Origin of the sequence: Pelomonas sp. Root1217, from assembly GCF_001425705.1 — a bacterium.
In the GTDB taxonomy this organism is placed as follows: Bacteria; Pseudomonadota; Gammaproteobacteria; order Burkholderiales; family Burkholderiaceae_C; genus Pelomonas.
The window spans coordinates 984,328-1,002,828 of sequence record NZ_LMDC01000028.1 but is presented as its reverse complement, the minus strand read 5'-3'; the positions used below and the strand labels follow the sequence as shown (position 1 = coordinate 1,002,828).

General features: G+C 68.0%; 20 protein-coding genes. 9 read left to right on the top strand and 11 right to left on the bottom strand.

The features are described from left to right. Window positions 1–9: 9 nt before the first annotated feature. Genes ASC95_RS24630 through ASC95_RS24595 form a run of 8 tightly spaced genes read right to left on the bottom strand, consistent with a single transcriptional unit; the run spans window position 10 to window position 6,969 of the window. Window positions 10–462: a nuclear transport factor 2 family protein gene (locus ASC95_RS24630; protein ID WP_369820638.1), complete on the bottom strand. Its 453-nt coding sequence runs from the start codon at window positions 460–462 to the stop codon at window positions 10–12. After that, the gene (locus ASC95_RS24625; RefSeq protein ID WP_057300284.1) at window positions 462–1,238 is read right to left on the bottom strand and encodes an SDR family oxidoreductase; all 777 of its coding nucleotides are present in this window, start codon (window positions 1,236–1,238) and stop codon (window positions 462–464) included. The genes ASC95_RS24630 and ASC95_RS24625 overlap by 1 nt, the downstream gene beginning before the upstream one ends. Before the next feature lie 3 nt (window positions 1,239–1,241). Then, window positions 1,242–1,778 carry a DUF3833 domain-containing protein gene (locus ASC95_RS24620; protein ID WP_057300283.1) on the bottom strand — a complete coding sequence of 179 codons (537 nt, stop codon included), beginning with the start codon at window positions 1,776–1,778 and terminating at the stop codon, window positions 1,242–1,244. Next, window positions 1,775–3,052, bottom strand: a complete 1,278-nt coding sequence (locus ASC95_RS24615; RefSeq protein WP_057300282.1) for an MFS transporter — start codon at window positions 3,050–3,052, stop codon at window positions 1,775–1,777. Before ASC95_RS24615 ends, ASC95_RS24620 begins: the two co-directional genes overlap by 4 nt. Before the next feature lie 11 nt (window positions 3,053–3,063). Beyond that, window positions 3,064–3,561, bottom strand: a complete 498-nt coding sequence (locus ASC95_RS24610; RefSeq protein ID WP_235538053.1) for a chalcone isomerase family protein — start codon at window positions 3,559–3,561, stop codon at window positions 3,064–3,066. A gap of 56 nt (window positions 3,562–3,617) precedes the next feature. Next, window positions 3,618–4,874: a cyclopropane-fatty-acyl-phospholipid synthase family protein gene (locus ASC95_RS24605; protein WP_057300280.1), complete on the bottom strand. Its 1,257-nt coding sequence runs from the start codon at window positions 4,872–4,874 to the stop codon at window positions 3,618–3,620. Between the two features lie 2 nt (window positions 4,875–4,876). After that, entirely contained in the window at window positions 4,877–5,653 is a 777-nt protein-coding gene (locus tag ASC95_RS24600; RefSeq protein WP_082568066.1) for a DUF1365 domain-containing protein, read from the bottom strand. Further along, the gene (locus ASC95_RS24595; protein ID WP_057300279.1) at window positions 5,650–6,969 is read right to left on the bottom strand and encodes an NAD(P)/FAD-dependent oxidoreductase; all 1,320 of its coding nucleotides are present in this window, start codon (window positions 6,967–6,969) and stop codon (window positions 5,650–5,652) included. The genes ASC95_RS24600 and ASC95_RS24595 overlap by 4 nt, the downstream gene beginning before the upstream one ends. Before the next feature lie 122 nt (window positions 6,970–7,091). On the opposite strand from ASC95_RS24595, the gene ASC95_RS24590 reads away from it, so the two are divergent. Next, on the top strand, window positions 7,092–7,727 hold the full coding sequence (locus tag ASC95_RS24590) for a TetR/AcrR family transcriptional regulator (RefSeq protein ID WP_057300278.1): 636 nt from the start codon (window positions 7,092–7,094) through the stop codon (window positions 7,725–7,727). 59 nt (window positions 7,728–7,786) lie between these two features. Here the strand turns inward: ASC95_RS24590 and ASC95_RS24585 are convergent, their stop codons facing one another. Next, complete coding sequence (locus ASC95_RS24585; protein ID WP_057300277.1) at window positions 7,787–8,341, bottom strand: phasin family protein; 555 nt, start codon at window positions 8,339–8,341, stop codon at window positions 7,787–7,789. A 170-nt stretch (window positions 8,342–8,511) separates the two neighbouring features. Between ASC95_RS24585 and ASC95_RS24580 the strand changes: the two genes are divergently transcribed. Continuing rightward, on the top strand, window positions 8,512–9,432 hold the full coding sequence (locus ASC95_RS24580) for a histone deacetylase (RefSeq protein ID WP_057300276.1): 921 nt from the start codon (window positions 8,512–8,514) through the stop codon (window positions 9,430–9,432). A gap of 4 nt (window positions 9,433–9,436) precedes the next feature. Here ASC95_RS24580 and ASC95_RS24575 read toward each other — a convergent pair whose 3' ends face one another. After that, complete coding sequence (locus ASC95_RS24575) at window positions 9,437–10,972, bottom strand: methyl-accepting chemotaxis protein (RefSeq protein WP_057300275.1); 1,536 nt, start codon at window positions 10,970–10,972, stop codon at window positions 9,437–9,439. A gap of 74 nt (window positions 10,973–11,046) precedes the next feature. Then, a complete protein-coding gene (locus ASC95_RS24570; RefSeq protein ID WP_057300274.1) occupies window positions 11,047–11,508 on the bottom strand; it encodes a cache domain-containing protein in 462 nt (153 codons plus the stop codon). A 137-nt stretch (window positions 11,509–11,645) separates the two neighbouring features. Between ASC95_RS24570 and ASC95_RS24565 the strand changes: the two genes are divergently transcribed. The 7 genes from ASC95_RS24565 to ASC95_RS24535 are packed head-to-tail and all read left to right on the top strand — an operon-like array spanning window position 11,646 to window position 18,498. After that, window positions 11,646–12,086 (top strand): thioesterase family protein, encoded by a 441-nt coding sequence (locus ASC95_RS24565; protein ID WP_057300273.1) that lies wholly within the window; start codon window positions 11,646–11,648, stop codon window positions 12,084–12,086. Then, the gene (locus ASC95_RS24560) at window positions 12,083–12,796 is read left to right on the top strand and encodes a nitroreductase (RefSeq protein WP_057300272.1); all 714 of its coding nucleotides are present in this window, start codon (window positions 12,083–12,085) and stop codon (window positions 12,794–12,796) included. The genes ASC95_RS24565 and ASC95_RS24560 overlap by 4 nt, the downstream gene beginning before the upstream one ends. Next, window positions 12,796–14,139 carry a sodium:proton antiporter gene (locus ASC95_RS24555; RefSeq protein ID WP_057300271.1) on the top strand — a complete coding sequence of 448 codons (1,344 nt, stop codon included), beginning with the start codon at window positions 12,796–12,798 and terminating at the stop codon, window positions 14,137–14,139. Before ASC95_RS24560 ends, ASC95_RS24555 begins: the two co-directional genes overlap by 1 nt. Next, window positions 14,136–15,113 (top strand): D-glycerate dehydrogenase, encoded by a 978-nt coding sequence (locus tag ASC95_RS24550; RefSeq protein WP_057300270.1) that lies wholly within the window; start codon window positions 14,136–14,138, stop codon window positions 15,111–15,113. The genes ASC95_RS24555 and ASC95_RS24550 overlap by 4 nt, the downstream gene beginning before the upstream one ends. After that, window positions 15,110–15,901 (top strand): hypothetical protein, encoded by a 792-nt coding sequence (locus ASC95_RS24545; protein WP_057300269.1) that lies wholly within the window; start codon window positions 15,110–15,112, stop codon window positions 15,899–15,901. The genes ASC95_RS24550 and ASC95_RS24545 overlap by 4 nt, the downstream gene beginning before the upstream one ends. A gap of 36 nt (window positions 15,902–15,937) precedes the next feature. Continuing rightward, on the top strand, window positions 15,938–17,317 hold the full coding sequence (locus ASC95_RS24540) for a DNA recombination protein RmuC (RefSeq protein WP_057300268.1): 1,380 nt from the start codon (window positions 15,938–15,940) through the stop codon (window positions 17,315–17,317). Continuing rightward, window positions 17,314–18,498 carry an MFS transporter gene (locus tag ASC95_RS24535; protein ID WP_057300267.1) on the top strand — a complete coding sequence of 395 codons (1,185 nt, stop codon included), beginning with the start codon at window positions 17,314–17,316 and terminating at the stop codon, window positions 18,496–18,498. The genes ASC95_RS24540 and ASC95_RS24535 overlap by 4 nt, the downstream gene beginning before the upstream one ends. Window positions 18,499–18,501: the final 3 nt, after the last annotated feature.

The following is an 18,501-nucleotide window of genomic DNA, read 5'->3' as shown; positions in this document are numbered from 1 at the left end:
GGGCACCGTCTACCTCCGCGATGCTGACAGCCGCCGCCTCAGCATGCGCATCAGGCCACCCAGAACCGGCAGCTTGGCGTACAGCTCCTCGGCAGCATCCCAATAGTCCCGGTGCAGGACCACGAGGCCGGCGGGCGAGTAGCGCAGATGGCTGGCGCCGCGGATGGTCATGGGACTACCGCCCGACTGGCGCCGGAAGTGAAGCTCCCAGGTCAGGAAGGCATCGTCACCTTCGGTCGCCGCATGCAGCACGTCGAAGCGCGGCTCGCGCAGCTGCTCGAACATGTCGCTGAAGATGTGCGTGATGGCCGCGCGGCCGATGACGTCGTTGAAGGGATCCTTGAAGGCGGCCTGCTCGTCGTACAGCGCCATCAGCGCGGCGAGCCTGTCGCGGGTCAAGTCGACATAGGCGTCGATCAGGGCGCTGGTGCGTGCGTCGCAGGAATGGGCGGGCATGGTCATCAGGCTCTCGTGGCGCGGCGCACGGCTGCGAAATACCAGGCATCAGGCAGGCAGCGCAGCAGGCGCATCCAGGCCGTGAAGCGGCGCGGGAAATTCATCTCGAAGCGGCCGCGCGCCCAACCCTTGATCATGTGCTCGGCGGCCTCTTCCGGCGAGATCAGGGCCGGCATGTGGAAGCGGTTCTGGGCCGTCAGCGGCGTCTGGACAAAGCCGGGGTTGACGATGGACACGCCCAGACCCTGCGGATGCAGGTCCAGGTAGAGGTTCTCGGCCAGGTTGTTCAGCGCCGCCTTGGTGGGGCCGTAGGCCAGGGACAGCGGCAGCCCGCGGTAGCCCGCCACACTGCCGACGAGGCAGAGGTGGCCGCTGCGCGCCGCGAGCATCAGCGGCAGCATGGCCTCCAGCAGATGCAGCACGCCGGCGTAGTTGACGGCCAGATGCCTCTCCATCTCCTGCCGATTGAACTGCGTGGCCTGCTGGGCCTTGTAGTGGCCGGCGCAGTACAGCACCAGGGCCGGCGCTCCGTGTGCATGGGCCTGGACCGACCGGGCCACGGCCTGGAACTCCTCCGGTCGCGTCACGTCCAGCGGCAGGGCCACGCTGCCCGGGTGCTCTCCCACAAAGGCCTGCAGCGACTCGGCCTGGCGGGCCGACACGATGACCCTGGCCCCGCGCCGGCTCAGGGCCGCGGCGGCCGCGCGGCCGATGCCCGATGACGCGCCGATGACCCAGACCCAACGGCCTTGCCAGTCTGCCAGCGGAGGGTTCAGCGGCATGCATCAGTCCTTGGTGATGACCAGGGTCACGTCGCCCAGGTGCAGGCCGAACTTGCTCATGGCCGAGCGGTTGAGGATGGTGCGCTCGTCGATGAGGAACATCCAGTCGTCCAGCGCGACGTTCCAGACGCGGCCATCCACCGGCAGGGCCAGGGTGTAGTTCCAACGCAAGGCATTGCCCGCGCTCTCGCCGCCGGCCTCGCCGACGACGTCGTCCGCCGCGCCGCTGAAGCGCCCCTGGCCGAGGGCACGCAGCCGCCAGACACGGCGCTGCGTGCTCCCATCGCTGTACTGGAAATGTTCATCGAGGACGCCGTTGTCGCCGTCCCAGCGCGCCTCCATCCTGACGGTGAAGCGCTTGACGACACGGCCGGAGCGATCGGTGAACATGCCCTTGGCGCTGAGCGAGCCGGTGAAGAAGCTGCGCAGATCCAGCTTGGGTGCTTCCTGGGCGTAGTCCTGGACTTGCGGCGAGGCGCAGCCTGTCAGTGCGATGGCAGCGCCAGCGCCCAGTAGGGCCCGGCGGTGCAGCGTGTTCATGCGCGGTCCTTCCAGTTCGGATTGAGACGCTCGGCGCGCAGCAGCGCGGCGGCGGCCAGCAGCTTCAGCAGGCAGGGCAGCCCGCCATAGGCCCAACCGAGGGCCTGCAGGCCCGCGGAGGTACCACCGCCGCTCTGATAGCCGGCTACCGCCAGCAGCGGCAGGGCCAGGCCTGCGGCCAGGGCGAGATTGAGCTTGGTTGCGCAGGCCCACCAGCCGAGGTAGGCGCCCTCACCGCGCCCGCCCGCGCCGTCTTGGTGGATAACGCCGGTCAGCAGCGCGCCGGGCAGAGCCAGGTCGGCGCCCAGCGCCAGGCCGCTGCACAGGCAGACGAGAGCGAAGGCCGCGCCGTCTCCCGCCGAAAGCCACGGCGTGGCGGCGAAGGCCAGTACGCTGGCCATCATGCCCAGCCGCCAGGCCGGCGACACGCCCCAGCGCGCGGCGGCGCGCACCCACAGCGGCAGGCCCAGCACGGCGGCGCCAAAGTAGCCCAAAAGCAGCGGCGCCTGCCAGTGCGGCAGCTGCAGCCGGTCGGCGATGAAGAAGGGCAGCAGCGTGGCCGGGATGGCGCTGGCGATGCCGTTCAGCATGAAGACGGCCAGCAACTGGCGAAAGGCCGCATGCCGCCACGGCGAGGGTTCGGAACGCGCTTGAGGCTCGGGCCGCGGAGAGACTGCGGCGGGCAGGCGGTTCAAGCCGACCAGGCCGGCGACCAGCAGGGCGGAGAGGGCGAGGCTGGTGGCGTTCCAGCCCGCCAACGCGGGCAGGGCGCTGGCCAGCAGCACGCCGACCACGGTGCCGGCCTCGCGCCAGCCGGTGACGCGGGCGCGCAGCGCCGGCCCGCCACCCCAGCGCGTGCCCCAACTCTGGTGCAAGATGCTGACGCCGCTGTAGGCCACGGTGCACAACAGCAGCGCCCCCGCGAGCCATGCCGTCACCCCGCTGGATGGCGGCCGCCACAGGGCCGCGAAGGCCACGGCCAGCACCGCACTGCCAAGGGCCGCGGCACACCGCGCAGTGTTGGCGCCGCGCCGGAACAAGGCGTCGGCGACGCGCCCCAGAGCCGGGTCGACGACGGCGTCGAACAAGCGCACGGCCAGCATCACCGCCCCAAGCACCGACAGCGGCAGGCCGAGCACCGAGGCGTAGTGAAAGGGCAGGTTGACGTAAAGGGGCAGGGAGACGAAGGCCAGCGGCACGCTCAGGCTCGCATAGGCCAGGCCGCGTCGCCAGCCGAAGGCGATGGACGGGGCGCCGAGGGCGGTCGTGGACATGGCTTGAGCGGTCAGCGCGCCGGGCCGAGCAGGGCCTCGCGCAGGGCCGGCGCGGATGATGGGCGAGCCAGCCAGATGCCGAAGAACAGGCGGGCGTAGTCGGCATCCACCACCTGAGCGGTGAGCTTGCCGTTGTGGAAGAAGCTCACATCGCCCTGGCCGTCGTGCAGGCCGAGCAGGCGGTCGGTGGCGGCTACGTCGGGAAAGGCCTTGACCATCAGGGCCAGCCAGCGCTTGGCCTGGGCTTCGTCGAAACTGCCCACGCGCCGCATCTCCGCCACCGAGCGCTCGGCGATGGCCTGGCCCTCGAGGCGGCGGTCGTAGATCAGCTCCAGAGCAAAAGGCTGGCGGGCGTAGTCCTCGGCCACGAAGCCGGGCGTCGTCCACAGCCGGGCCTCGTAGACGCGCAAGCCGAAGAAGCGCAGCACGCCGGTGCCCTGCAGGCGCACCTGGGGCAGGGTGCTGCGCAGTTCGGCGGGGATGGAGGCGTCGGCGATGGCTGGAAGCATGGTGAAGGGGGAGGCAGTGGCGGCCGCCGCGAAGCGAACCCAAAGGCGGCGCCGGATCATGGGCCGGTTTTCCTCAGCGTGAACTGGATGACGTCGGTGTTGCCGGTGTCGAAGGCAGCTTCGCAGTAAGCCAGATAGAAGGCCCAGATGCGCTGGAAGCGGCTGTCGAAGCCCTGGCGCTGCACGGCGTCGAGGTTCGCTACGAAGGCGTCGCGCCAGCGCCGCAGGGTCTCGGCGTAGTCGCGTCCGAAGGCCAGCCGGTTCTCGACGACGAAGCCGGCGCGGCGTGCTTCGGCCTCGAAGGCCGACGGGCTGGGCAGCAGGCCGCCAGGAAAGATGTATTGCTGGATGAAGTCCGTCGAGCGCAGATAGCGCGGGAACAGGTCGTCGCGGAGGGTGATGGACTGGATGCAGGCGCGGCCGCCGGGCTTCAGGCAGGCGTTCAGCGTCTTGAAGTAGCCGGACCAGTATTCGTGGCCGACGGCCTCGAACATCTCGATGGACACGATGGCGTCGAAGGGCTCGTGGCCATGGCGCGCCGGCAGGTCGCGGTAGTCGAGGTAAAGCAGCTCGGCCTGCGCTTGGAGCCTGGCGCCGTGCATGCGCTGCTCGGCCCAGCGCAGTTGTTCGGCCGACAGCGTGACGCCGGTCAGCTTCGCGCCGAACTCGCGCACCGCGATCTCCGCCAGGCCGCCCCAGCCGCAGCCGATCTCCAGCACGCGCTGGCCCGGCTCGACCCGCGCTTCGCGCAGCGCGCGGCGGTACTTGGCGTGCTGGGCGGCGAGCAGGTCCGCACCTCTCGGATCGCGGCCTTCGAACCAGGCTGCGCTGTAGCTCATGCTCGGGTCCAGCCAGAGCCGGTAGAAGTCGTTGCCCAGGTCGTAGTGGGCATGGATGTTCTTGGCGCTGCCCGAGCGGGAATTGCGTCGCAGCAGATGGCGCACGCGGTATGCCAGGCGGCCCCACCAGCTGCCATAGATCAGGCCCTCGACGTGGTCGCGGTTCGCGATGCACAGACGCAGCAGCTCAGTCAGGTCGGGACTATCCCAGTCGCCATCGATGAAGCTCTCGGCGAAGCCGATGTCGCCGGACTTCAGCGTGCGCTCGAAGACCGCCCAGTTGCGCAGCTGCAGCACGCCGCGTGGGCCGGGCGCCGTGGCTGGATTGGGCAGCCGCAGCACCTCTGCGCCATCAGGCAGGCGCAGTTCCAACTGGCCCAGAGGCAGGCCCTGCAGCAGCCGCAGCAGGCGGCGCGCCGCCAGGGGCGGCTGGGTGGGGTGGGTGGTGGTCGCGAGGGCGGTCGGGATGCTCATGCTTATCGGCTCACGAAGTTCTGTGGCGCGGTGGGCTTGGTGAAGTAGGGCACGCGTTTGATCCACAGGCGGGCGGCCTGCCAATGGATGCGCAGGACGACGCCCAGGGTCATGAAGGGCATGCCGAACAGGGCGCGGCGCACATTGGCCGGCGTCAGCGCGGCCAACGCGCCGCCGACACTGGTCTGCAGCAGCGGCCCGAGGGTGTCATGCAGGTCGACGCGCGCGACCATGCGCGCAGGTTGGCCCTCGGCCGTGGTCAGGCGCTCGAAGCGGAAGCGGTATTCGCCGCTGACCCCGCAGAAGGGCGAGACATGGAAGACCTTGCGGGCCTGGCTGGGCCGGCCCCAGCCCAGCTCGGGCCCTGCGAGCAGATAGGCATGGCGCTCGCCGAAGGTGTTGTTGACCTCGGCAACCACGGCGGCCAGCGAGCCGTCGGCGCGGTGGGCGTACCAGAAGCTCACGGGCTTGAAGACATGGCCGAACACGCGCGGGAAGGTCTGCAGCCAGACCTCGCCGTCGGCGTCGGCTATCCCTTCGCTCTGCAGCAGTTGCTCGAACCAGGCCAGGGCGTCGTCGCCCCCATCGCCGTGGTCGCGGTCCTGGAAGCTCAGCGGACCCCAGCGGTTGCGGTTCAGCGCGGCGCAGGGCTGCTGGCGCAGGCTGCGCAGCGGCAGCAGCAGGAAATAGCTGCGGTAGCGAAAGGCATGTTCCACCGGGCGCAGGCGCCGATGCCAGATGGCGCCGAAGCCGATCCAGGGCGACGCCACAGCGCTCACGCCGCGCTCCTTTCTTGCCTCGGCGCCCAGGCGCTCAGGGCGTGCAGGACACCATCGGCCGCCTGCAACCCCGCGCGCAGACCGTCCTCATGGAAGCCATAGCCGCACCAGGCACCCGCGAACCAGGTGCGCCGCTGGCCCTGCAGCTCGGCCACGCGCCCCTGCGCCTGCAGCGCGGCGAGGTCGAACACCGGATGGCTGTATTCGATGCGGCGGTGCACGAGGTGGTCCGCAATCGGCCGCGCCGGGTTCAGGGACACGATGACCGGCTGCTGCCATGGAAGGGGCTGCAGGCGGTTGAGGAGGTAGTGCAGGCAGACCTGGGCCTGCTCGCGAGCCGTGTCGCCCGCGCGCTCGTAATTCCAGGAGGCCCAGGCCGCACGGCGCTGCGGCAGCATCGCCACGTCGCCATGCAGCACCGCCGTGTTGGGCTGGTAGCGGATGGCGCCGAGCACGGCGCGCTCGTCGGGACGGGCACCTTCGCCCAGCAGGGCCAGGGCCTGGTCGCTGTGGCAGGCCAGCACGACGGCGTCGAAGGACTCGCTGCCTTGACGGGTCTGCAGGCGCACCTGGTGGCCGGAGCGCTGGATGCCCAGCACGGGGGTGTGCAGTCGGGCGTCGCTGAGGCGGGCCACCAAGCGGCGCACGTATTCGCGGGAGCCGCCGCGCACCGTGTACCACTGCGGCCGGTCGCGGACCTGGAGCAGGCCATGGTTGTGGCAGAAGCGGATCAGGGTGGCGAGCGGGAACTTCAACACCTGGTCGGTCGGGCAGGACCAGATGCAGCCGATCATCGGCAGCAGATAGTGTTCGCGAAAGGTCGCGGTGAAGCCCCGGGCGTCGAGGAAGTCGCCGATGGAGCCCTGAAGCGTCGCGTCCGGGGCGGTTTCTGCCAGGGCAGTCGCCAGGCGGTTGAAGCGCAGGATCTCCGTCAGCATGCGCAAGAAGCGCGGCCTCAGCAGATTGCGCCGCTGGGCGAAGACGCTGCGCAACGAGCTGCCGCTCCACTCCAGGCCGGCACGGCCGTCCTCGCGCGGCACTTGCACCGAAAAGGACATGTCCGATTCGGCCGGCGTGATGCCGAGGTCGGCAAAGAGCTGGATCAGCAGCGGATAGGTGCGGCGGTTGAACACCAGGAAGCCGGTGTCCACGCCATGCACCACGCCTTCTAGCTCAAGGTCGACGGTGTTGGCATGGCCGCCGAAATGGCCGCCGGCCTCGAACAGGGTGACGCGATGGCCCCCCTGGGTCGTGGCGATGCGGTGGGCGGCGGCCAAGCCGGCAACGCCGGATCCAATGACGGCGATGCGATGCATAGCAGGCTCCGGATGAACTTTGTAGGTCATAATGTGAACTGATCAGTTCACAGAATAACTTATCAGTATGAAAATTGCACCATAGGGTTCTTCCGATAGCCTTGTCGGTCTAGAATGAGGCCATGAACACCCGTCCGTCCATCAAAGACCAGCTCCAGCGTGTGCGGCAGGACGCCATCGTGGGTGCGGTCAACCGTCTGCTGGCCACAAAGGGCTATGACGCGATGACGGTGGACGAAGTGGCCGCGGAGGCAGGGCTGGCCAAGGCCAGCCTGTACAAGCTCTTCCCGTCGAAGGAAGAGCTGGCGGGGGCCGCCATGGTGGGCGCCCTTGACCGAGCGTTAGCCTTCGTGGACGCCTTGCGCGGCCGGGCCGAGGTGGTCGCCGAGAGCAGTGCGCCCGTGCCGGCCATCGAGCAGCTCAAGGCCGTGGCGCGCTGGGCGATGGCGACACAACTGGAAGGCGAGATGCCCTCGCTGCCGGCGCACAACTCCAGCCTGAGTGCTTCGCTGCAGTCCAACGAGGCCTATATGGACAGGCTGCTCGCCCTGAGCAACCGCCTCAGCATCTGGATCACCGAGGCCCAGACCAGCGGCCAGCTCAATCCGCAACTGCCGCCCGAACTCGTGCTCTACACGCTGTTCGCGCGCGCCTGCGATCCGGTCGTGGCGCTGCTGAAGGAATCGGGCCAGTACACCCACGAGCAGATTCTCGACTGGGTCACGTCCACGACCTTTGGCGGCCTGGCTTGCCGATAGCAGGCGCAAAAAAGCCCGGTGCGGGTGCACCGGGCTTTCGGGAGGCGAGAGCCTGAGGATCAGGCGGCGCGCTTGCTGGCGCGGGTCGCGGTCTGCGTGGCCTTGACGGCTTGGCTGGTCGCGGCCTGGAAGTTGGACTCGGCCACTTCAACTGCTTGCTTGGTGGCCTTCTGGACCGACTCGAAAGCGTTGTTGGCGGCGGCGACGGCCGACTTCACCAGGGCGACGGCGTTCTCGGTGCCGGCCGGCGCGTTCTTGGCGGCGTTGTCGACAACGGCGGTGAAGCTCTTTTGCACATCGGCGAACTGGGCTTCAGCAGCCTTGGCGACTTCGGCGCCAGTGGCGGAGGCGATGTCGTAGATGTGGCGGCTGTAGGAAGCGGCCTTCTCGGCGGTCGGCTGCAGCAGGGCGGCTTGCAGGGCCAGCAGCTCTTGTGCGTCCTTGACGGACAGGGCGGCGGCGGTGGTGTCGGCGGCTTCGCTCAGCGCGGTGCGAGCGACTTGCAGGTTCAGCTCGACGAGCTTTTCGACGCCTTCGAAAGCCTTGTTTGTCAGGCCAAAGAGGGTTTCGACATTGGCCTTGTGGGCGGCGAGGACTTGTTCAGCGGTCAGCATGGTAGGACTCCGATTTCAGGTGGTTGAACCGTTTGCTGTGCTTCTTTTGCTGCACTGCAACATGGACTGAATGATAGAGGTCAGATCCCAGATTGCAAGCACTATTTTGTGCACTGCAGCAAACTAGGGGTGTTGGGATGTGACAAAGCGCCGCCGCTATCGTGCATGCCATGTTGGCCTTCCATTCCGACGCCCATAGCCTGGCCTTGCCGCCGGGGCATCGTTTTCCACAATCCAAATACAGGTTGCTGCGGGAGCATTTCGAGCGTGAGCCGGGGTTGCTGCGCATGCAACCCGCGCCGGCGGCGACCGAGGGCGAACTGGCGCTGGCTCACACGCCGGACTATGTAGAAGCGGTGCTGCTGGGCCACCTCAGCGCCGCCCATCAGCGCGAAATCGGCTTTCCGTGGTCACCGTCCATGGCCGAGCGGTCGCGGCGTTCGGTCGGTGCCAGCATCGCGGCCGCCCGGGCGGCGCTGACCGAGGGCGTGGCGGCCAACATGGCTGGCGGCACGCATCATGCCTACGCCGACAAAGGCTCGGGCTATTGCGTGTTCAATGACGTGGCCGTCGCTGCCCGGTTGATGCAGGCCGAGTGGGCGCGCAGCCACCGCAGGCTGTTGCGCGTGCTGGTCATCGACCTGGACGTGCACCAGGGCAACGGCACAGCGGCTATCTTCCGCGACGACGACACGGTATTTACCTTCTCCATGCACGGCGCGCGCAACTTTCCTTTTCGCAAGGAGGCGAGCGACCTGGATGTGGAACTGCCCGATGGTTGTGGCGATGCGCAATATCTGGAGGCGATGGGCGTGGCATTCGAGGAGGTCTGGCGCCGCATCGATCCGGGCCTGGTGTTCTATCTGGCCGGTGCTGACCCGCACGAGGGCGATCGCCTGGGTCGGCTGAAGCTGACTTGTGAAGGCCTGGCCGAGCGCGACCGGCGCGTGCTGGCGGGTTTGAGCAAACGCCGCATCCCCGTGGCGCTGAGCATGGCAGGTGGCTATGGGCACGACCTGGCAACGACGGTCGCGGTGCAGATCAACACGCTGAACCTGGCCGCCCAGTCCTGGGCCGCCTGGGCCGCCTGAGCCGCTATCGCACGCGGAACTGGCTGACCACCTGGGCCAGTCGCTGCGCCTGCTCGCGCAGCGATTCGGCGGCCGCGGCACTTTCCTCGACAAGGGCGGCGTTCTGCTGCGTCATGTCGTCGACCTTGGTGACGGCGCCCGTGACGTCGTCGATGCCGCGGCTCTGGGCGGCGGCGCTGGTGCTGATCTCGCCAATGATGTCGCTCACGCGCTGCACGGCGCCGACGATGTCGGTCATCGTCGACCCGGCGTCCTGCACCAGGCGGGCGCCGGATTGCACACGCTCGACGCTGGCGCCGATCAGCGTCTTGATCTCCTTGGCCGCCGCCGCGCTTCTCCCCGCGAGGCTGCGCACTTCACCGGCCACCACGGCAAAGCCGCGGCCCTGCTCACCGGCACGGGCCGCTTCCACGGCGGCGTTCAGCGCCAGGATGTTGGTCTGGAAGGCGATGTCGTCGATGACGCCGATGATGTCGGCGATGCGCTTGCTGGACGCGGTGATGTCGTTCATCGTGTCCACCACCTGCTGCACGACGCTGCCGCCGCGATGGGCCACGGTGGCGGCGCTGGTGGCGAGCTGGTTGGCCGTCTGTGCGCTGTCGGCGCTCTGGCGCACGATGCCGGTCAGCTGCGCCATGGACGAACTGGTGATCTCCAGGCTGGAGGCCGTCTGCTCGGTACGCTGGCTCAGATCCTGATTGCCCGAGGCGATCTCGGACGACGCGGTGCGGATGGAGTCAGCCACCGTCATGACCTCGCCCACCGTCTGGCCGAGTTGCTCGCACATCTGGTTCAGCGCCCGCATCAGGCCGGCCAGTTCGTCCTGACCCTGAGGATTGGCGCGCTGGGTCAAATCACCCGCAGCGACTGATTCGGCCAACGACAGCGAGGCGTTGACGTCGGCCGCGATCTTGCGCTGGTTGACCAGCAGCACGCCCATGCCGGCCGCGGCGGCCAACAGCGAAATCAAGGCAAAGATCCAGGCGCGCCGGCGGGCGTTCGCCTGCTGCGACTCGGCGGCGGCTTGCTGCTCGGCGTCCATGCTCTGCACGACCTTGCCGATCAGCGTCGCCACTTCCTTGTAGCGGGCTTCGGCGTCCTGCATCGCGGCGACGCCGGTATTGGGGTCGACCGAGGCCAGGTCGATAGCGCCGTCGGCCTTGGCCAGATAGGCCTGCAGCAGCGGCAGGGTCGCCTTGATGTGCACGTCGGTTTCGGGGGGCGTGCTGTCCATGTCGGCCAACGAGGTGAGCGTGCGCGTCAGCCCTTCCACCTGGGTCTTCAACTGACCGCGCAACGCCTTGACCTTGGCGTCATCCAGCGAGGCGATCAGCGCAATCGTGCGGAACACGCCACCATGCATCTCGCCCACTTGGGTCTGCACGGCCACTGTGGTCATGAAGACCTCGTTGCGCTGCTGGCCGGCGTCGTTGGCCGCGACCACTTCGCGCAGCGACAGCAGCGTGCTGCCAAGACCGATGGCGAGCACGACGACCAATGCCACCATCGGTGGCAGCAACATCTTTGAAGCCAGCTTCATCGTCAACCTTCAAGAGTCGCAACCGGCGCGGGCCGGCGGCAGGGAAGGGGAGATGGCGAGCCATCCCTGCTGCTTTACTTGTAGATGCCGCCGCAGACGATGGTCTCGTCCAGCCGCTCGCAGTACATCTGCTTGGGCTCGATCTTCTTGCTCGCCGGGTTGGTGAACTTGTAATCCTGCCAGAAGCCCTTGGGGCTGGACTTGCCGAGCTCGACGCGCTCGCGGATGAAGGGCTTGCCGTCGATGTCCTTGAGGTCGATCAGGTCGCGGCCGACCTGCTTCTCGTTGGCGCCATGCGCCAGGCATTTGCCATCCATGCCGTACACGACGATGTAGAGGTCGGCCTTGACGAACTGCGGGTCCTTGGCCGTGATCGCGGCATAGGCCTTGTCCTTGCCGTTGGCCTTGATGAAGGTCACGGCCTTCTTGACGGTGGCGACCGCGTCGTCCTTGGTCGCGTTGTCGGCCAGTGCGGATTGGGCGCCGAAGACGGCCGCCAATGCAAATGCAAAACCCACCACTCGGAATCGGTTCATGCGAGCTCCTTGCCAGCCGTTGTGAAATCGTTGTCCAACGGCCCAGTGTCGCTCTCAAAAATCGGATCGTGCAAGTGCATAAGCCGCAATCAGCCCTGTAATTCAGGCCCAGCGGACCTGCATGGAAGAATGCCGGCATGACGACCCGCCCCCAGCCCGACGCGCGCGACGCCTATCCCCGCTTCGTGCCGCTGACCACCCGGTGGATGGACAACGACGTCTATGGCCACCTGAACAACGTCGTCTACTACAGCCTCTTCGACACGGCGGTGAACAGCCTGCTCATCGAGGCCGGCGCGCTCGACATCCATGGCGGCGAGGTCATTGGCCTGGTCGTCGAGACGCATTGCAACTTCTTCGAGTCGCTGGCCTTTCCGCAGCGCATCGAGGCCGGCGTGCGCGTGGCCAGCCAAGGTCGATCCAGCGTGCGCTACGAGATCGGCCTGTTCGCTGAAGGCGCCGCCACCTGCGCTGCGCGGGGGCATTTTGTGCATGTCTACGTCGACCGCGACAGCCGCCGGCCCGTGGCCGAACTGCCGGCCGTCTATCTCCAAGCCTTGAAAGCCCTGACGCCATGAGTCGTTTCGCCACGCCGACGCCCGAGCAGACCGCCGCGGTCGACGCAGCCATCAAGACCCGGCACTCGCTGCGCGCCTTCCTGCCCACGCCGGTGCCGCGCGCAACCATCGAGGACATCCTCGAAGTCGCCTCCTGGGCGCCCTCGGGCACCAACACCCAGCCCTGGCAGGTGCATGTGATGACGGGTGCGGCGCTCAGGCGCGTGGCCGGCCGCATCCAGGCCGCCTACCTCGACCCCGAGCAGAACGCCAGCCACAAGGAGGAGTACGCCTACTACCCCACCGAATGGCGCAGCCCCTACATCGACCGCCGTCGCAAGGTGGGCTGGGACCTGTACGGGCTGCTGGGCATCGCCAAGACCGACAAGGCGCGCATGCAGCACCAGCACGGGCGCAACTTCATCTTTTTCGACGCGCCCGTGGGCCTGATGTTCACCATTGACCGCGTCATGCAGCAGGGCTCCTGGCTGGACTACGGCATGTTCCTGCAGAACATCATGGTCGCTGCCCGCGCGCGCGGCCTGCACACCTGCCCTCAGGCCGCATTCACGCAGTTCCACCGCGTCATCGCCGAGGAGCTGCAGCTGAGCGATGAGCAGATGGTGGTCTGCGGCATGTCCATGGGTTATGCCGATCCGGATGCCGTCGAGAACAGCCTCATCACCGAGCGCGCGCCGGTAGCTGAATTCACCCGGTTCCTGGAGGACTGATGGCGCTGCACGGTGCCGAACTCGGCGTTGCCTGGGCCGCGCCTTTCGCGGGCCTGCTGGTCTCCATCGCCGTCATGCCGCTGGCCGCGCCGGCCTTCTGGCACCACCACTTCGGCAAGATCGCCGCGGCGTGGACGCTGGCGTTGCTGATTCCGTTCGCGCTCGCATTCGGGGCGGCAGAGACCGGTGGCGTGCTGGTGCACACGCTGGTCGAGGAATACCTGCCCTTCACCATCCTGCTCGGCGCGCTGTACACGACCGCCGGCGGCATCTACATCCGCGGCAATCTGCACGGCAGCCCGGCGCTGAACTCGGGCCTGATGCTGCTGGGCGCGGTGCTGGCCAGCTTGATGGGCACGACGGGCGCTTCCATGCTGCTGATCCGCCCGTTGATCCGCGCCAACGACAACCGCCGCCACAACGCCCACGTGGTGGTTTTCTTCATCTTCGTTGTCAGCAACGTCGGGGGCTCCCTGACGCCGCTGGGCGATCCGCCGCTTTTCCTGGGCTTCCTGCAGGGCGTCAGCTTCTTCTGGACGGTTAGCCATCTGCTGCCAGAGACCGCCTTCATGCTTGCGGGCCTGCTGGCCGTGTTCTGGGTCATCGACGCCTGGCTCTACCGCAAGGAGGGCATCACGCCCGACGACCCGACGCCCGATGCGCCAACGCTCGGTTTGGAGGGCGCCATCAACCTGTTGCCGCTGGCCGTCGCCATCGGTCTGGTGCTGATGAGCGGCACCTGGAAGCCCGGCATCGTCTTTGACCTCGGGGGCACACCGCTGCCGCTGCAGGCCCTCGTCCGTGACGTCGGCCTCGTCGCCGTGGCTGCCGCCTCGCTGTGGCTGACGCCGGCCGGCGTGCGCGAGAAGAACCGCTTCAGCTGGGCACCCATGCAGGAGGTCGCCAAACTCTTCATCGCCATCTTCCTGACCATGGTGCCCGTCATCGCCATGCTCAAGGCCGGCTCAGCCGGTGTTTTCGCGCCGCTGGCGGCGATGCTGTCCACCGCCGATGGCCATGCCTCGCCGTGGGCCTATTTCTGGCTGACGGGCGGCCTGTCCTCGGTGCTGGACAACGCGCCCACCTACCTCGCCTTCTTCAACCTCGCCGGCGGCAATGCGCAGCAGCTGATGGGCGAGGGTGCCCTGGTGCTGGCCGCCATCTCCGGCGGCTCGGTCTTCATGGGCGCGATGACCTATATCGGCAACGCGCCCAATTTCATGGTCAAGGCCATCGCCGAGGAGCGAGGTGTGAAGATGCCGAGCTTCGGTGGCTACCTGCTCTGGTCCTGCGCGGTGCTGCTGCCCCTGCTTTTCTTGATGAGCTGGATATGGATGCGATGAAGAAAGTGCTGGTCGCGCGCCGGGCGCCAGCGGCCGTCGTGGAGAAGCTCGCGTCTCATTTCGACGTGGACCTGCACCAGGGCGAGGTGCCGCTGGCCGCGGGCGAGCTGCGTGCGCGCCTGCAAGGCATGGCCGGCGCCTACATCACCGGCACCGAGCGCATCACCGCCGAGCTGCTCGACGCCTGCCCGGACCTGCGCGCCGTCTGCACGATGAGCGTGGGCTACAACCACATCGACCTGGCCGCCTGCACCGCGCGGCGCGTGCTGGTCACCAACACGCCCGATGTGCTGACCGAATCGACAGCCGACTTCGGCTTTGCGCTGCTGATGGCCACGGCCAGGCGCATGAGCGAGGGAGAGCGGCTGCTGCGAGACGGCCGCTGGAAGAGCTGGGCATGGGACTTCCTGGCCGGCTCCGAGGTGCATGGCGCGACGCTTGGCATCCTCGGCATGGGCCGCATCGGCCAGGCCATCGCGCGGCGCGGCCGCTTCGGCTTTGGCATGAAGGTGGTCTATCACAACCGTTCGCGGCTGCCGGTCGACACCGAGGCTGAACTTGGCGCAAGCTATCTGACCAAGGAAGCGCTGCTGCGCCAGGCCGATCACCTCATCCTCGTGCTGCCTTATTCGGCCGAGTCCCACCACTGCATCGGCGCACCCGAGCTCGCGCTGATGAAGCCGACGGCCACCCTCGTCAACATCGCCCGCGGCGGCATCGTCGACGAAGAGGCGCTGGCTGACGCGCTGCGCGAGAACCGCATTGCCGCTGCCGGCCTCGATGTCTTCGAGGGTGAACCGCGTGTGAATCCGGTGCTGTTGACGCTGCCCAATGTCGTCCTCACGCCGCACATCGCCAGCGCCACCATGCCCACCCGCCTGGCCATGGCCCATCTCGCCGCCGACAACCTCGTCGCCGCGCTGACCGGTGCCAAGCCACTCACGCCGCTGAACCCTGAAGTCATTCCCGCATGAACCGCCGCCTGATCTGCCTGCTTTCCTTGCTGCCCGCGCTGGCCTTCGGCCAGTCCATGAAGAACAAGGGCGCGCCGCCGCCACCGCCCGTCGTCGAGGACAAGACGCCCCGTGACGCCAACAAGTTCGCGGTCCTGTCCCTGTTGGGCGACAACGTGCAGCTCATCTCCCTGAGCCCGGCGCGTGGCGACACGGTGCAGTCGGGCGACTGGACGTCCACGCCCGCTGGTGGCCTGGACAACGCGGTGCTGCAGGCCTTGAACGGCGCCATCAAGGCCTCGGCGAAAGGTCGCGAGGTCAAGCTCTACACCTCGAGCACGCGCAGCCTGTTCGGCGACCCGGCTCACCTGTTCGTTGACGGCAGGCTCAGCCTGCCCGGCAAGCTCGGCGAAGCGGTGCGCCAGAGCGGCGCGGCCCAGCTGTTGCTGGTCACGCGCAGCCGCCAGGAGCCGGCCCTGGCCGCGGCCTTGCCGGGCCGCATCCTCGCGACGTTGGAAGGCCCGGGCTTCGTGCTGGACCAGCGACCCAGTGGCCAGATCAGCTTTGATGGGCAGGGCGGCATGCCGGTGTTCGCGTCCTATGTGTCCATCCGCGTCGCGCTGATCGACCTCAGCGATCTCAAGCTCAAGCGTGAGCAGTCGCTCGCCGTGGCGGCGCGCCTGCCGGTGGACCGAGAGGCCGCTGCCAACCCCTGGGCCGCAACGACGGCCGAACAGCGCGTGAAGGCGCTGGAGGCCCTCATCGAGGCCGAACTGCCGAAGGCCGTGGCAGGTCTCGTCGCCCCCTGACTGCAGGCCCTGCCTCCGCGGGCGACAATGGCCCGCATGAGCCTGATCGACGTGTTGCTGCTGGGCCTGCTGGCCCTGATCCTTGTTCTGCTGGTGTTGATCTGGGCTCGCCAGAAACCGCAAACCGGCGTGGCGCCGGAGCTGCTGCTGAGCAACGAGAGGCTGGAGCGTGAGCTGCGCGACGAGCTCGGCCGCAGCGCCAGCGGTACGCGCCAGGAGTTGGTACAGGGCCTGGCCCAGTTCCAGCAGGTGCTGGCGCAGGGCCTGCAGGGCAACAACAACTCGTTGGCTCAACAGGCGCTGGCCGCCCGTGAAGCCCAGGACGCCGCCGCGCTGCGCAGCGCGCAGGGCCAGGCCGAGTCCATGCAGCGCCTGGCCGACGGCATGCGCGAGCAGCTGCAGGCCATGTCGCTGGGCAACGAGCAGCGCTTTGCCGAGCTGAGGCATACCGTTGAACTGCGCCTCACCAGCATCCAGCAGGACAACGAGAAGAAGCTCGAGCAGATGCGCGCGACGGTGGACGAGAAGCTGCACGCGACGCTGGAGCAACGCCTGGGCGAAAGCTTCAAGCAGGTGGCTGAGCGCCTGGAGCAGGTGCACAAGGGCCTGGGTGAAATGCAGAACCTGGCGCGCGACGTGGGCTCGCTGAACCGCGTGCTGACCAATGTGAAGACGCGCGGCGTCTTCGGCGAAGTGCAACTGGCGGGCCTGCTGGACCAGGTGTTCACGGCCGAGCAGTTCGCCGCCAATGTTGCGACGCTGCCGGGTTCCAACGAGCGCGTGGAGTTCGCGATCAAGTTGCCCGGCCAGCGCGACGATGGCCAGCCACTGTGGCTACCTATCGACGCCAAGTTCCCGCGCGAGGACTACGAGCGCCTGCTGGACGCGCAGGAAAAGGGCGATCCCGTGGGCGCCGAGTCCGCCGGCAAGGCCATCGAGATGCGCCTGCGGATGGAGGCGCGCACCATCCGCGAGAAATACATCGCGCCGCCGCACACGACCGATTTCGGCATCCTTTTCGTGCCCACCGAGGGGCTTTACGCCGAGGCGCTGCGCCGCCCCGGCCTGGTGGAGAGCCTGCAGCGCGAGCACAAGGTCATGCTCTGCGGCCCCACCACCTTGCTGGCCACGCTCACCAGCCTGCAGATGGGCTTTCGCACGCTGGCGCTGGAGAAGCGTTCGGCCGAGGTCTGGGAGGTGCTGGGAGCGGTCAAGACCGAGTTCGGCAAGTTCGGCGACGTGCTGGCCAAGACAAAGAAGAAACTCGAAGAGGCCAGCAACACCATCGATCTGGCCGAGACCCGCACGCGCCAGATGACGCGCAAGCTCAAGAGCGTCGAGGCGCTGCCCGACGATGCAGCCCAGCGCATGTTGCAGCTCGACAAGCTCGCTGAGCTCGGCGAGGACGCCGAGTGACCGACACCGCCCCAGGGGGGAAGAAGGCCAACCTGCGCCACGCCTTTGTGTGGCTGATCGCCACGATGATCTGCGTGCATGCCTGTATGGCCACCACGCGGGTGACCGCCAGCCTGTGGGTGTTGAACCGCGGCTATGGTGAAGCCTCGGTCGGCATGCTCCTCAGCTTGTTTGCCGTCGCGCCCATCGTGCTGTCGCTGTGGGCCGGGCGGCTGGCGGACCGGCATGGCTTTCATCGGCCCGTGGGTGTGGGTGTGCTGATGGCCGGCTGCGGCGCGCTGCTGGCCTTGGCCGTGCAGCAGCTCTGGGCCATCGCCGTCGGCTGCCTGCTGTGCGGCGGTGCGGTCGCCATCGCGGCCGTGGCGCTGCAGCGCGAGGCCGGGTTGATGGCCGACGAGCCGGGCGAGCTCAAGCGCATTTTCAGCTGGATGGCCCTAGGCCCGGCCCTGTCCAACGCGCTGGCGCCGGTGATTGCCGGGATCCTCATCGATCAGTTCGGCATGACGGCTGCCTTCGGCTTCGCGACGCTGCTGCCGCTGCTGGCCTGGGGTTTTGCGCAGAAGGTACCGCGCCATCAGCCCGAGCCACTGACCAAGAGCTTTCGCGAGCGCGCCGCCTGGCAGTTGTTCCGGCTGCCGGCCTTTCGCCGCCTCATCCTCGTCAACCTGGTGCTGTCGGCCTGCTGGGATGCGCACAGCTTCGTCGTGCCCGTGGTGGGCCATGCGCGCGGCCTATCGGCAGTCAGCATCGGCATCGTGCTGGGCAGCTTCGCCGCTGCGGCCACCTGCGTGCGTCTGGCCATCGTGCGCTTCGCCGACGAACTGGACGAGGTCAAGGCCCTGCGCACGGCCATGGTGGTCGCCATGCTGACCTTCATGGCCTATGCCTGGCTGCCGGGCACCGTTGGCCTGATGTGCGGGTCCGCGTTGCTGGGCGTGGCGCTGGGCTCGGTTCAGCCCATGATCATGGCCATGCTGCACCACGTGACGCCGCCCGGCCGCCACGGCCAGGCGTTGGGCCTGCGCATGTTGACGGTCAACGGCGCAACGGTCGCCATGCCGGCGGGCTTCGGCATCCTGGCGGCGGCCACGACGCTGGTGGCGCCGATGTGGCTGATGGCCTCGCTGCTGCTGGTGGCGCAGTGGCCAGCGCGGCGGCTGCGCAGCGGTGCGGCGGCCTGAACA

Coding starts and splice junctions, on each gene's coding strand:
- ASC95_RS24615 (WP_057300282.1), bottom strand. CDS start 3,052: ATGTCCACGACCGCCCTCGGCGCCCCGTCCATCGCCTTCGGCTGGCGA.
- ASC95_RS24555 (WP_057300271.1), top strand. CDS start 12,796: ATGGCGCTGCACGGTGCCGAACTCGGCGTTGCCTGGGCCGCGCCTTTC.
- ASC95_RS24625 (WP_057300284.1), bottom strand. CDS start 1,238: ATGCCGCTGAACCCTCCGCTGGCAGACTGGCAAGGCCGTTGGGTCTGG.
- ASC95_RS24595 (WP_057300279.1), bottom strand. CDS start 6,969: ATGCATCGCATCGCCGTCATTGGATCCGGCGTTGCCGGCTTGGCCGCC.
- ASC95_RS24570 (WP_057300274.1), bottom strand. CDS start 11,508: ATGAACCGATTCCGAGTGGTGGGTTTTGCATTTGCATTGGCGGCCGTC.
- ASC95_RS24585 (WP_057300277.1), bottom strand. CDS start 8,341: ATGCTGACCGCTGAACAAGTCCTCGCCGCCCACAAGGCCAATGTCGAA.
- ASC95_RS24630 (WP_369820638.1), bottom strand. CDS start 462: ATGACCATGCCCGCCCATTCCTGCGACGCACGCACCAGCGCCCTGATC.
- ASC95_RS24575 (WP_057300275.1), bottom strand. CDS start 10,972: ATGAAGCTGGCTTCAAAGATGTTGCTGCCACCGATGGTGGCATTGGTC.
- ASC95_RS24560 (WP_057300272.1), top strand. CDS start 12,083: ATGAGTCGTTTCGCCACGCCGACGCCCGAGCAGACCGCCGCGGTCGAC.
- ASC95_RS24565 (WP_057300273.1), top strand. CDS start 11,646: ATGACGACCCGCCCCCAGCCCGACGCGCGCGACGCCTATCCCCGCTTC.
- ASC95_RS24605 (WP_057300280.1), bottom strand. CDS start 4,874: ATGAGCATCCCGACCGCCCTCGCGACCACCACCCACCCCACCCAGCCG.
- ASC95_RS24540 (WP_057300268.1), top strand. CDS start 15,938: ATGAGCCTGATCGACGTGTTGCTGCTGGGCCTGCTGGCCCTGATCCTT.
- ASC95_RS24580 (WP_057300276.1), top strand. CDS start 8,512: ATGTTGGCCTTCCATTCCGACGCCCATAGCCTGGCCTTGCCGCCGGGG.
- ASC95_RS24590 (WP_057300278.1), top strand. CDS start 7,092: ATGAACACCCGTCCGTCCATCAAAGACCAGCTCCAGCGTGTGCGGCAG.
- ASC95_RS24620 (WP_057300283.1), bottom strand. CDS start 1,778: ATGAACACGCTGCACCGCCGGGCCCTACTGGGCGCTGGCGCTGCCATC.
- ASC95_RS24545 (WP_057300269.1), top strand. CDS start 15,110: ATGAACCGCCGCCTGATCTGCCTGCTTTCCTTGCTGCCCGCGCTGGCC.
- ASC95_RS24550 (WP_057300270.1), top strand. CDS start 14,136: ATGAAGAAAGTGCTGGTCGCGCGCCGGGCGCCAGCGGCCGTCGTGGAG.
- ASC95_RS24610 (WP_235538053.1), bottom strand. CDS start 3,561: ATGCTTCCAGCCATCGCCGACGCCTCCATCCCCGCCGAACTGCGCAGC.